General features: G+C 74.7%; 9 protein-coding genes. 8 read left to right on the top strand and 1 reads right to left on the bottom strand.

Annotated features, from left to right (window positions below; all coding sequences use genetic code 11):
* Positions 1-18 precede the first annotated feature (18 nt).
* A complete protein-coding gene (locus ACF08W_RS07415; RefSeq protein WP_392278860.1) occupies positions 19-501 on the top strand; it encodes a MarR family transcriptional regulator in 483 nt (160 codons plus the stop codon).
* A gap of 75 nt (positions 502-576) precedes the next feature.
* Here ACF08W_RS07415 and ACF08W_RS07410 read toward each other — a convergent pair whose 3' ends face one another.
* Positions 577-1,488: a Gfo/Idh/MocA family oxidoreductase gene (locus ACF08W_RS07410; protein WP_352277623.1), complete on the bottom strand. Its 912-nt coding sequence runs from the start codon at positions 1,486-1,488 to the stop codon at positions 577-579.
* A 259-nt stretch (positions 1,489-1,747) separates the two neighbouring features.
* Here ACF08W_RS07410 and ACF08W_RS07405 point away from each other — a divergent pair, with 259 nt between their 5' ends.
* The 7 genes from ACF08W_RS07405 (at position 1,748) to ACF08W_RS07375 (ending at position 12,156) form a co-directional block, all read left to right on the top strand.
* Positions 1,748-3,211, top strand: coding sequence for a hypothetical protein (locus tag ACF08W_RS07405; RefSeq protein WP_392278729.1), 1,464 nt, complete (start codon positions 1,748-1,750; stop codon positions 3,209-3,211).
* The gene (locus tag ACF08W_RS07400) at positions 3,208-4,326 is read left to right on the top strand and encodes a hypothetical protein (RefSeq protein WP_392278728.1); all 1,119 of its coding nucleotides are present in this window, start codon (positions 3,208-3,210) and stop codon (positions 4,324-4,326) included. Before ACF08W_RS07405 ends, ACF08W_RS07400 begins: the two co-directional genes overlap by 4 nt.
* 440 nt (positions 4,327-4,766) lie before the next feature.
* Positions 4,767-5,801, top strand: coding sequence for a glutamine synthetase (gene glnII / locus ACF08W_RS07395; RefSeq protein WP_352277628.1), 1,035 nt, complete (start codon positions 4,767-4,769; stop codon positions 5,799-5,801).
* A 398-nt stretch (positions 5,802-6,199) separates the two neighbouring features.
* Positions 6,200-6,811: a winged helix-turn-helix domain-containing protein gene (locus ACF08W_RS07390; protein WP_385205043.1), complete on the top strand. Its 612-nt coding sequence runs from the start codon at positions 6,200-6,202 to the stop codon at positions 6,809-6,811.
* 135 nt (positions 6,812-6,946) lie between these two features.
* Positions 6,947-8,215: a sensor histidine kinase gene (locus ACF08W_RS07385; protein ID WP_385205040.1), complete on the top strand. Its 1,269-nt coding sequence runs from the start codon at positions 6,947-6,949 to the stop codon at positions 8,213-8,215.
* A complete protein-coding gene (locus ACF08W_RS07380; protein ID WP_352277632.1) occupies positions 8,200-8,847 on the top strand; it encodes a response regulator transcription factor in 648 nt (215 codons plus the stop codon). Before ACF08W_RS07385 ends, ACF08W_RS07380 begins: the two co-directional genes overlap by 16 nt.
* 183 nt (positions 8,848-9,030) lie before the next feature.
* Positions 9,031-12,156 carry an alpha-N-acetylglucosaminidase TIM-barrel domain-containing protein gene (locus tag ACF08W_RS07375; RefSeq protein WP_392278727.1) on the top strand — a complete coding sequence of 1,042 codons (3,126 nt, stop codon included), beginning with the start codon at positions 9,031-9,033 and terminating at the stop codon, positions 12,154-12,156.
* The last annotated feature ends 1 nt before the right edge of the window (position 12,157 follow it).

Below are 12,157 nucleotides of genomic sequence, written 5' to 3'. Positions count from 1 at the left end.
ACCAGGAGGTGTGCTGTGGTGGGCGACGAGGGTCCCGAGCTGGAGCTGGTCCATCTGCTGCGCAGGGTGACCGTCGAATTCGGGCTCCTGCAGGCCGAGTTCGCGAGTCTGCACGGAATGCACAGCACCGACGTCCGGGCACTGATCTGCCTGCTGGACGCGGAGCGGGCCGGTACGGCGGCCACCGCCGGGTGGCTCGGTTCGCAGCTCGGGCTGAACTCCGCGGGCACCACCTCGCTCATCGGCCGGCTGGAGCGGCTGGGGCATGTCGCCCGGGTGCGCGACGACCGGGACCGGCGGCGGGTGCTGCTGAGTGTGACGCCGCGGGCGAGGGAGCTGGGGCGGGCGTTCTTCGGTCCGCTGATCGAGGACACCACGAGCGTGCTGCGCGGTCTCGACGGGGACGGGACGGCGGCCGTCCGGCGCTTCCTGGAGGCCGCGCACCGGGCGGTCGCCACACCTCCGCCACCGCCTCCGCCACCGTCCGGCCCCACGGCCTGAGCCCGTCCCCGCCTCCGCCACCGTCCGGGCCCCACGGCCCGAGCCCCGCCCCGTCCCGCTCCCGCCGTACGCGGTCTAACGGGCCAGCTGCGCCTCCGCCTCGGCCAGCAGCTCCGTCAGGCGCAGGCCGAACCGTACGTCGCAGGGGTGCGGTTCACCGGTCCGCGCCGAGTGGATCAGCGCGTCGACCGCCGAGCGGAACGAGCCCACCGCGTCGCCCCAACGGGGCAGCACGACCCGGCCCTGCTCGCCGCGCAGCTCGATCTCCGTACCGGCCGCGGCCTGCGGGGCGCCCAGGGAGAGCGTCACCGTGCTGGAGGCGCCGGAGGTGTGGCGGAGCACCAGATGGGTGGTGCCGGACGGGCCGGCGGCCGCGGTCAGCCGGGTCACGTCACCCAGCACCGGGATGAGCACCGACAGCACGTGCGGGCCGACGTCCCACAGCCCGCCCTTCTCCTGGCGCCACGGCGAGGCGGCGTACTCGCTGGTCGAGCCGGGCGCGAAGAGGGAGCCGATCCATTCGGCGCGGGCGGTGAACCAGCCGTCCGCGGCGGCCTGTTCGTCGATCCAGGCGGCGGTGTCGACGGCGAACCTGAGGGTGCAGAAGACGATGGAGGCGACCCCGGTCCCCTCGACGGCCCGGACCACCTCCCGGGCGCCCGCGGCACCGGTCGCGACCGGCTTGTCCAGCAGCAGATGGCGGCCGGTGGCGGCGGCGCGGGCGGCGAGCGGGGCCTGGACGTCCGGCGGCAGGGCGAACGCCACGGCGTCACTGGCGGCGAACAGCTCGTCGATGCCCGCGTCACCGGTGTACGCCGGGGCGCCGTGCGCGTCGGCCAGCTCCCGCGCGGCCTCGGGACGGCGGCCCCAGACACCGCTCAGGACGGCGCCGGGGTGGGCGGCGAGGGCGGGTGCCTGGGTGTTGCGGGCCCAGGGTCCGGTGCCGACCAGGCCGATGCGCAGGGGGGTCGCGGGAAGTGTCGTCATGGGGCAAGTCTGCCGGTTGCGCCGGTCCGTTCCCGTATTTGCGGCCGGTCCGCGTCCCCGGGCGGGGCCGGGCGGCTTCCTTATCCGTTTGGCGCCGGGCGGTGGCGGTGGTTACGTTGGCGGGGCCGGCCGCGGGACTCCGGCGCGACTTCCGGGACATGCCTTTGAAGCAGTGATTTCGCTGTTCGCGCCCCCATTCCCCGGCCGGCACCCCGCTCCGGGACCGGGGCGCGCGACATCACACGGGGGACCACAGACGATGGACACCGGCACCGGGGCCGACCCGGGTCGCGTCGCGGCCGAGGACGTCCTCCTCTTCGTCAACGCCGCCATCACCGCGACCGGCCAGCGCGAGTTCCGCTCGACCGCGGACCAGCAGCGGCTCTCGCTGGACTTCCTCCACGAGTACGTCCGGGTCAACTACCGCCGGGTGTACGCCGCCGCGCTCGCCCTCGACATCAACGACCACAACGCCGCGCGCATCGTCCTCGGCCTGCTGGAGCACGCCGCCGACGCGAGCCCCGAGGAGCGGCGCGCCGAGGGCCGGCTGATCGCCGCCCGGCTGGCGAAACTGCCGCCGCAGCGGGTGTACCGGCTGTTCCGCGCGGTGCGCTCGGCCGGGGTGAACAACCGGCGGACCCGCGCGATCATGCGGGACTGGCTGGCCGCCCGGCCCGATCCGGCGCACGACGCGGTGAAGTACCGCGCCGGGGTGAAGGCCACCGCCCGCCATGCCCACCTCGGGCTCGGCGGGGACGGCGAGCTGGGCGACTTCCTGTTCCGGCCGGGGCGCCGGGCACGTTACGAGCACCGGCTGCTGGACGCCTGGCGGCGCGCCCACTACGAGCAGGGGGCCCTCGCGGAGCTGCCGTTCACCGTGGCCGAGGGCTTCGCCGCCCGGCGCGGCACGGAGCGCGCGGACCTCCTGGAGCTGGCGGCGCCCCGGATGACCCGGCTGGAGCGGCTGCGGACCCTGGAGCGGCGGACGGCCGGGCCCGGGGGCGCGGACGTGTCCGTGGACCTGGCCGCGATGCCGCTGACCCGGCTCGCCCTGTACGTCCTGTCGCTCGGCACCGAGGACCGGCTGGCGCGCCGTGCGGAGCTGACCGGTGCGCTGCGGGCGGCGGCCCGGCGGGCGGCGGGCCCGCACGCCGGGAGCTGGGGCCGGGTCGCGGCCGTGCTGGACGACAGCTACTCCGCGTCCGGTTCGGGCGAGAAGCGGCGGCGTCCGCTCGCCGTGGCGCTGGCCTGCTCCTTCCTGCTGGAGCAGCTGGCCGCGCCGGGGGCGTGCGCCGGGCTGTGGACCTCGGGGCACACCGATCCGCTGCTGGTCCGGCCATGGGGGCCGACGCCGCTCGGGATGCGGGTGCTGGACGCCCTGGAGCTGGGCCCGGACCGGCTGGTCGTCGTCTCGGACGGCTGGGACAACGCGCCGCCGGGGCTGGCGGGCGAGGTGCTGCGGGTCTGGCGCACCCGGCTCGATCCGGACCGGCGCACGGCGGTGGTGCATCTGAACCCGGTGTACGACGCGGACGGGTTCGACGTGCGGCGGCTGGCGCCGGAGGTGCCCACGGCGGGCATCCGGGACGCGGAGGACCTCCCGGCGCTGGTGGAGCTGGCCGGGTTCGCCGAGGGACGTACCGGGGCGGCGGCGCTCCACGCGTACCTGGACCGGCAGGTGGCCCGGTTCGTGCACGACGGGGAGACGGGGGCGATGGCGTGAACCGGCTCGAACTGACCGGGCTGACCGCCCGGCCCGCGCAGGTGTGGGGCGGCATCCGGCTGGTGCCGCTGGTGCGGGAGGCCCCGGTGGAGGGGCTGCGCCTGCACGAGGAGCTGTACGCGGAGCACGGCCCCGGCGTGGTGGACCTCGGGCCGCGTGCCCGCTACATCTCGGTGATCCCGCACGGTTTCGTGGCCGACTGGTCGGGCGGCGGCGAGCGGTCCGCCGCGTACGGGACGCAGCTCGGCGGGGCGGACGGGCGACCGCCCCGGACGGCCCGGCTCCAGCGTCACCACCATCGGATGGCCAGGCGGAAGCCGGGCGACCGGCTGCGTTTCCTGCCGCTCCACCTCGCCCTGGAGGGCTATCTCTCGCTGCACTTCGGCGGGCCCGCCACCGCCTGGGAGGAGTGGTCGCGCCAGGCGCTGCGGGACGGGCTGTCGCCGCGTGCCGAGGCCGCCTACCTGGGCCGGTCGGTGCGCGGGCTCGGGGACGCGCTGCGGGTCTTCGAGATCCACCCGGGCCAGTGCGGGCTGATGGTGTACGCGGCCGACGCGCTGGCCGCCGCCTTCGTCGTACCGCACCCGGAGGACTACCGGTTGCTGCACCCCTCGCTGGTGGAGGACCTGTACGGCGAGCTGATCCACCAGTACGCGCTGTACGGCGCCCCGGTGCCGGAGTTCACGGCACGGATCCCGGACGGTCCCGGGCCCGGCTCGCTCGCCGGGCTGCGGGCGGCGGCGCGGGAACAGGTGCGGGAGTGGGCCGAGGCGCACGACACGCTGTTCGCGGGCGAGCTGCTGGACTCCTCGTACGCCTTCGACCGGGTGTACCGGATGGGGTCGTTCACGCTCTGGCGGTTCCTGCCGCCGTTCCGGCCGGGCGGGCCGGGGCAGCACATCGGGGAGACGATCACCGACCACAGGGGCCGGGTGGCGTATCTGAAGACGTTCCGGCTGTCGGAGGCGCAGATCAGGCGCGGCCACCTGCTGCACCGGCTGGCGGCGGCGGACTGGCGGATCGCGGGGGCGGCCGAGGCGCTGGGCACCACCGAGGAGGAGGTGGTGCGCCGTATCCGGTCGGCCGGGTTCGAGTCGCTGCTAGGGGGTGTCTGACACATGAGTGCGGGAGAAGGAGCGGGGTCCGGTGCGTGCGATCGCAAGGCGCCGGAGCGTCTGCGGATGGGGTCTCCCCTGCTCGAACGGAGTTGAGAGCTCGGGGAAGGAGCCACGTGGGCGGTTCGGCAACGCCGCGAGCAGTGGGGTGTCCCCTGCTCGAGCGAAGCCGAGAGCTTGGGGATGTGCCAGACCCCGCGACGCCGCAGGCATGCGTCAGACACCCCCTGAGGGACCGGGGGCGGTCGTTCCCGAAGCGGGACAAGCCGTGAGACGAGGGTGAAGCCCTGGTGGCGCGGGGTGGAAACCCAGGCGAAACGGGGCGGAAACCTCGGTAACACGGGGTTCACATGCGGGCAACGGACGGGAAATCGCGGCTTGCGAAGCTGCGGAGCAGAGACCGGGCCCGCAGGACCGCAGCACCGCAAAGGATGGCTTCCGTGACGTTCAAGGCCGAGTACATCTGGATCGACGGCACCGAGCCGACCGCCAAGCTCCGCTCCAAGACGAAGATACTCACCGGGGACGCCGTGCCGGAGGCGGCCGGGCTGCCGCTGTGGGGCTTCGACGGCTCCAGCACCAACCAGGCCGAGGGGCACGCCTCCGACCTGGTGCTGAAGCCGGTGTTCAGCTGCCCGGACCCGATCCGGGGCGGCGACGACATCCTCGTCCTGTGCGAGGTGCTGAACATCGACATGACGCCGCACGCCTCCAACACCCGGGCCGCGCTGAGCGAGGTGGCCGAGCGGTTCGCCGGTCAGGAGCCGGTCTTCGGCATCGAGCAGGAGTACACCTTCTTCGCCGGCCACCGCCCGCTCGGCTTCCCCGAGGGCGGCTTCCCGGCCGCGCAGGGCGGCTACTACTGCGGGGTCGGCTCGGACGAGATCTTCGGCCGGGAGATCGTGGAGAAGCACCTCGACAACTGCCTGCGCGCGGGGCTCGGCATCTCCGGCATCAACGCCGAGGTCATGCCCGGCCAGTGGGAGTTCCAGGTCGGCCCGCTCGCCCCGCTGGACGTCTCGGACCAGCTCTGGGTGGCCCGCTGGCTGCTGTACCGCACCGCCGAGGAGTTCGACGTGTCGGCGACCCTGGACCCGAAGCCGGTGAAGGGCGACTGGAACGGGGCGGGCGCGCACACCAATTTCTCCACCCGCTCGATGCGCGAGGGGTACGACGCGATCATCACGGCGTGCGAGTCGCTGGGCGAGGGCTCGAAGCCGCTGGACCACGTCAAGAACTACGGTGCGGGCATCGACGACCGGCTGACCGGTCTGCACGAGACGGCCCCGTGGAACGAGTACAGCTACGGCGTCTCCGACCGCGGCGCCTCGGTCCGCATCCCCTGGCAGGTCGAGCGGGACCGCAAGGGGTACATCGAGGACCGCCGCCCGAACGCCAACGTCGACCCGTACGTCGTCACGCGGCTGATCACCGACACCTGCTGCACCGCGCTGGAGAAGGCCGGCCAGGTCTGACCCGGGTCCGCCGCCGCCCGTGGGGCGCCCATCCGTCCGGGTGGGCGCCCTTCCGCGTCCGGCGGCCAACCCCCTTGCCCGTCCAGGGCGTTGGCATGGAGACGGGGCGGGCGGGGTGAGGAAGGTAACTCCGGGGGACCGTCTTGACGGGTGGAAGGGGTCTGCTGCGCCGTCCAGTTGTCTGGTTCAATGGGGCCATGGCCAGCCTCCAGCACACCTCGACGGGTCGCAGCGACCTCGAACCGTTCTGGCCGTCCCGTCAGCACCACGACTTCGACCGGGTGTGTTGTCGCGCGTCGAACGCGCAGGCCCTCTAAAGCCGCCTCATCCCGGCCTTCGGCCCGCGCGCAAGCAAGTCCGTCCACCGACGACTCCTTCGCGCGAAAGAGCTGACCCTCATGGCGAACACCCGTACCTTCTCCGTCGCGGCCGCCGCCACCCCGGCGTCCCCGTCCCCCGTCGCGGCCGCCACCTCGGCCCGCCCCCTCCCGCCCAACCGTCACCGGCTGCGGGCCGTCACCTCCGAGGAGGCCGGCCGGCTCGCCGACGCGGCCGCCCTGCTGCCGCCGGGCGCCACCTGGCTGCCCGCGCCCCAGCACACCCTTCCGGCACTGCCGGGGCAGCCGCCGATGGTCGGCTACCTGGTCCTCGTACCGGCCGACCAGCAGCCCTCCGCCTCCGCCCCGGGCGCCCAGTTCGTGGTGGCGGCGCCGGAGCCCGCCGCCGAGGCGGGGCCGGTGCGGATCGACGCAGTCCAGCGCACCGCCTCGGTCGACGGGACCGCGCTGGACCTCACGTACCTGGAGTTCGAGCTCCTCGCCCATCTGGTCGCCCATCCGCACCGGGTGCACACCCGCGACCAGTTGGTGACCACGGTCTGGGGCTACGGGCACGTCGGCGACGGCCGCACGGTCGACGTCCACGTGGCACGGCTCCGCCGCAAGCTGGGCGCCGAGCACCGCCGTTCGATCCAGACGGTGCGGCGGGTCGGCTACAAGTACATCCCCTGACCCGCCCCCGCCCGGGGGTGGTGCTGGGTACACCCCTCCCGGGTGGCGGGACGGCTGCTTCCCCCCGTCGCGCCGGGTGAGACTATCCCCCGGAGCGGGCCCGGACCGGGGCCCGGCGAGGGGGGACGTACCGGCATGGCAGCGGCAAGGCGACGGATACGCGGCTCGGTACGGGCCGCCTGGCGGGGGTTCGTGCTGTCGCTGGCGGCGCTGGTCGGCTCGCTGACCCTGCTGGTGTGGGCGACGCTGTCGATCGCGGCCGTCCCGCTGGGCGTCGGGCTGTTCACCACCCCCGGTGTGCTGGAACTGGTCCGCAGGCACGCCAACCGGCGGCGGCTCCTCGCGGCGGACTGGGCCGGGGTGCGCATCCCGGTCCCGTACCGCCCCTTCCCCGAGGACCTGCGGAAAGGTCTCCTCGGCCAGGTGCGGCGGACCGGGCTGCTGCTGAAGGACCCGGCGACCTGGCGGGACCTGCGGTGGCTGCTGGTCGACTCGACGGCGGGCTATCTGGTGTCGACGCTGGCCGCCGGGCTGGTCCTCTACCCGCTGGAGGGCTTCGTGCTGGCGGCGGGGCTGTGGCGGGTCTTCACCGACGACCGCTACTGGTACGGCTTCGTCCCGGTCTCCGACCAGGCGACCGGGCTGGCCGCCGCCGGGCTCGGCCTGGCGCTGTTCGGGGTCGGGGTGCTGGTGAACGAGCGGCTGCTGCGGGCGCACTTCCTGCTCGCCCGCTCCGTCCTGGCCCCCACCCCGCAGGAGGAGCTGGCCCGGCGCATCGACCGGCTGACCGAGACCCGGCACGAGGCGGTGGACACCGCCGCCCTCGAACTGCGGCGCATCGAGCGCGATCTGCACGACGGCGCCCAGGCCCGGCTGGTCGCGATGGGCATGAGCCTGGGCGCGGTGGAGGCGCTGATCGAGAAGGACCCGCAGCAGGCGAAGAAGGTCCTGGCGATGGCCCGGGAGTCGTCCGCCGAGGCGCTGGCCGAGCTGCGCGACCTGGTCCGGGGCATCCATCCGCCGGTCCTCGCCGAGCGCGGACTGGGGGACGCGGTACGGGCGTTGGCGCTGCGGATGCCGTTCGACTCGGAGGTCGGGGCGGAGCTGGCCGGGCGGGCGGACGCGGCGGTCGAGTCGGCGGCGTACTTCGCGGTGAGCGAGGCGCTGACCAACGCCGCCAAGCACTCGGGGGCGGACCGGGTCCAGGTCGACATCCGCCACACCGACTCCGCGCTGCGGATCACCGTGATCGACAACGGGCGGGGCGGGGCGGTGGTCGGGGGTGGTTCGGGACTGAGCGGAATCGAACGCAGACTCGGTACATTCGACGGCGTCATGGCCGTCAGCAGTCCGGTCGGCGGCCCCACCATGGTGACCATGGAGATTCCTTGCGAGTTGTCCTAGCGGAAGACCTCTTCCTGCTCCGCGACGGGCTGGTCCGGCTCCTCGAGGCGTACGACTTCGAGATCGCCGCCGCCGTCGAGACCGGGCCCGAACTGACCCGGGCCTTCGCCGAGTCGGCGCCGGACGTCGCGATCGTCGACGTACGGCTGCCGCCGTCGCACACGGACGAGGGCCTCCAGTGCGCGCTGGCGGCCCGGCGGGCGAAGCCGGGGCTGCCGGTGCTGGTGCTCTCGCAGCACGTGGAGCAGTTGTACGCCCGCGAGCTGCTCGCGGACGGCGACGGGGGCATCGGCTATCTGCTCAAGGACCGGGTCTTCGACGCCGGCCAGTTCGTGGACGCGGTCCGCCGGGTCGCGGCGGGCGGCACCGCGATGGACCCGCAGGTGATCTCCCAGCTGCTGACCCGGCGCTCCAACGACGCGCCGATGAGCCGGCTCACCCCGCGCGAACTGGAGGTCATGGAGCTGATGGCGCAGGGCCGTTCCAACACGGCGATCGCCTCGCAGCTGGTGGTGACCGAGCGAGCGGTGGCCAAGCACACCTCCAACATCTTCGCCAAGCTCGACCTGCCGCCCTCCGACGACGACAACCGCCGCGTCCTCGCGGTCCTCGCGTATCTGGACCGGGGCTGAGCGGGGACACCTCCGGGGCGGCCGCCCGGGGCCGTCCGGTACGGCTCCGTGCGGCCGAACGGCTGGATCGGCACAACCCCGCCGGACGCGCCGTTGCCCGTCCCTCCACCCGTCGTTAACGTGCGCTGCGCACGCACCTGTTGTCGCATGCGCCACCATGAACGACGCCGAGGAGTGCGGATCATGACGGAACCCTCCCTGCCCTTCAGCACCTCCCCCGCCTCCGGGCGCGCCCGGCCGACGCGGCGTGCCCTGCTGGGCGCCGCGGGGGCCGCCGGCGCCGCCGCCGCGCTCGGGGCCGTGCCCTCCCCCGCGTACGCCGCACCGGCCGCCGCGGCCGGGGACCTGGCGGCGGCGGGGGCGGCGCTGCGCCGGCTGCTGCCGGACCACGCGGACCAGTTCCGGCTCCGTACCCTGCCCCGGGGCGGCGGCGTGCCGGACCGCTTCCGGGTCACCGGCGCCACCGGGCGGATCGAGATCGCGGCGACCACTCCGGCGGCGGCCCTGACCGGGGCGCACTGGTACCTCAAGTACACCTGTGACGCGGTCGTCTCCTGGGCCGGGAGCAACACCGCCGGGCTGCCCCGGCGGCTGCCCGCGCCCCGCACCCCCGTGGAGCGTTCGGCGACCGTCCCGCACCGGTTCGCGCTCAACGACACCCACGACGGGTACACCGCCCCGTACGCCGACTGGCCGCGCTGGGAGCGGATGATCGACGTGCTCGCCCTGCACGGCTGCAACGAGGTGCTGGTCACCGCCGGGCAGGAGGCCGTCTACCACCGGCTGCTCCAGGACTTCGGCTACAGCGACGCCGAGGCCCGCGCCTGGCTGCCCGCCCCCTCCCACCAGCCGTGGTGGCTGCTCCAGAACATGAGCGGCTACGGCGGGCCGCTCGGCCCGGAACTCGTCGGGCGCCGGGCGGAGCTGGGGCGGCGGGTCTGCGACCGGATGCGGGAGCTGGGCATGGCGCCGGTGCTCCCGGGCTACTTCGGCACGGTCCCGGACGGCTTCCCCGCGCGGAACCCGGGGGCCCGGGTGGTGCCCCAGGGCACCTGGAACGGGCTGCGCCGGCCGGACTGGCTCGACCCGCGCAGCCCCGTCTTCGCGGAGGTGGCCGCCGCCTTCTACCGGCACCAGGAGGAGCTGTTCGGGCCGGCGGCCCACTTCAAGATGGATCTGCTGCACGAGGGCGGCACCGCCGGGGACGTCCCGGTGCCGGACGCCGCCCGCGCCGTGGAGACGGCGCTGCGCACGGCGCACCCCGGGGCGACCTGGGTGATCCTCGGCTGGCAGGCCAACCCCCGGCCCGCGCTGCTGGAGGCGGTCGACACCGACCGGCTGCTGATCGTGGACGGCCTCTCCGACCTGGACACCGTCACCGACCGGGAGCGGGACTGGGGCGGAGCCCCGTACGCCTTCGGCACCATCCCGAACTTCGGCGGCCGGACGACGATCGGCGCCAACACCGACCGCTGGACGGAGAAGTTCACCGCCTGGCGCGACAAGCCGGGCAGCGCGCTCGCGGGCACCGCGTACATGCCGGAGGCCACCGAGCGCGACCCGGCGGCCTTCGAGCTCTTCGGCGAGCTGGCCTGGCGGACGGAGAAGGTGGACCGGGAGGCGTGGTTCCGGGCGTATCCGGCGTTCCGGTACGGCGGGCGGGACCGGGCGGCCGAGACGGCGTTCGCGGCGCTGGCCGCCACCGCGTACCGGCTGACGAGCACCGACGGCCGCCCCGTCGACTCGCTCTTCTCCCGGCGGCCGAACATCGCCGCCTCGGTGAACACCGCCTTCGACCCGGCCGGTTTCGACCGGGCGTTCGCGGCGCTCCTCGACGTCCGCCCGGCGCTGCGCGCATCGGACGGCTACCGGCACGACCTGACCGATCTGGCCCGGCAGGCGCTCGCCAACCGGTCCCGGACCCTGCTGCCCCGGTTGCGGGCGGCGCGGGACGACGGGGACGTGGACCGGTTCCGGGTGCTCGCCGCGCTCTGGCTGAGGCTGATGCGGCTGGCGGACGCGGTGGCGGGCTGTCACCGCTCGTTCCTGCTGGGGCCGTGGCTGGAGGACGCGCGGCGGCTGGCGACGAGTCCGGCGGAGGCGGTGCGGCTGGATTGGACGGCGCGCACGCTGATCACCACCTGGGCGGACCGGGCGGCCGCCGACGCGCTGAGCAACTACGCCAACCGGGACTGGCACGGGCTGCTGGCCGAGGTCCATCTCCCGCAGTGGCAGGCGTACTTGGACGAGCTGACGGACGCCCTGGCGGAGGGCCGGGCGGCGAAGGCGTTCGACTGGTACCCGGGCGAGGAGGAGTGGACCCGCCGGACGGACCGCCTCCCGGTGCGGCCGACCGGCGACGCGTACCGCACCGCCCGGCGGGTCTTCGAGACGCTGTCCACCGCCCCGTACCAGGGCGGTGTCACGGTCACGGCCGAGCCGGTGACGTTCACCCCGGGCAGCACCGGCGCGGTGCGTGCCGTCTTCCGCAACCTGAACGGGCTGCGGGCCACCGGCCGGGTCGACTTCACGCTGACCGGCCCGGCCGCCGTCCCGACGGGTGCCACCTCGCTCGACGGGGTCGCGGCGGGCGGCTCCGGTTCGGTGGGCTGGCGGGTCACCGCCCCGTCCGAGCCGCTGACCGCGCCGCTGCGGCCGATGCCGTACGAACTGGCCACCTCGTACGGGCCGCTCGGCGAGGAGCGGGTGACCGAGGTACGGCGCGGCGCGGTGTACCTGGCGGCGCCGCTGGGGCCGGGCTGGCGCACGTACACCTCGAACGCGGCGGTCTTCGGCGAGCTGGACGGGCGGTACGCGGTCGACGGGGCGGGCCAGGACCTGTGGAAGGGCACCAGCCAGTTCGGCACCGCGTACCGGGCCGGGGCCTGGGCGGACGGGGCGGAGGCGACGGTACGGGTCGACGCCCAGCAGAACACCGGGGGCTGGGCGCGGGCCGGGCTCGTGGTCCGCAACGCCCTGGCCACGCAGGGCTCCGGCGGCTTCCTGAACCTGGCGGTGACCCCGTCCAACGGGGTGGTGTTCTCGTACGACACCAACGGCGACGGCACCCTGGACGCCTACCGGCGGATCACCGGGATCAAGGCCCCGGTGCTGCTGCGGCTGACCCGGTCGGGGAGCGCGTGCACGGCCGCCTGCTCCACCGACGGCGGGACGGTCTGGCAGGAGGTGGGCACGGTGACGGTGCCGGGCACGGCGGCGGTCCAGGACGTCGGGTTCTTCATGACCGCGACGAACGGGGGCAGCGGACTGCGCGGCATGGCCGAGTTCAGCTCCTGGCGCCTGGGGTAGC

Source organism: Streptomyces sp. NPDC015144 (assembly GCF_043079735.1).
In the GTDB taxonomy this organism is placed as follows: Bacteria; Actinomycetota; Actinomycetes; order Streptomycetales; family Streptomycetaceae; genus Streptomyces.
This window is presented reverse-complemented; position numbering and strand designations above follow the sequence as displayed.

What these genes read in the sequence shown, in the direction of transcription:
- ACF08W_RS07410 (WP_352277623.1), bottom strand. Translation starts at nt 1,488, where the DNA reads ATGACGACACTTCCCGCGACCCCCCTGCGCATCGGCCTGGTCGGCACC.
- ACF08W_RS07405 (WP_392278729.1), top strand. Translation starts at nt 1,748, where the DNA reads ATGGACACCGGCACCGGGGCCGACCCGGGTCGCGTCGCGGCCGAGGAC.
- ACF08W_RS07390 (WP_385205043.1), top strand. Translation starts at nt 6,200, where the DNA reads ATGGCGAACACCCGTACCTTCTCCGTCGCGGCCGCCGCCACCCCGGCG.
- ACF08W_RS07385 (WP_385205040.1), top strand. Translation starts at nt 6,947, where the DNA reads ATGGCAGCGGCAAGGCGACGGATACGCGGCTCGGTACGGGCCGCCTGG.
- ACF08W_RS07375 (WP_392278727.1), top strand. Translation starts at nt 9,031, where the DNA reads ATGACGGAACCCTCCCTGCCCTTCAGCACCTCCCCCGCCTCCGGGCGC.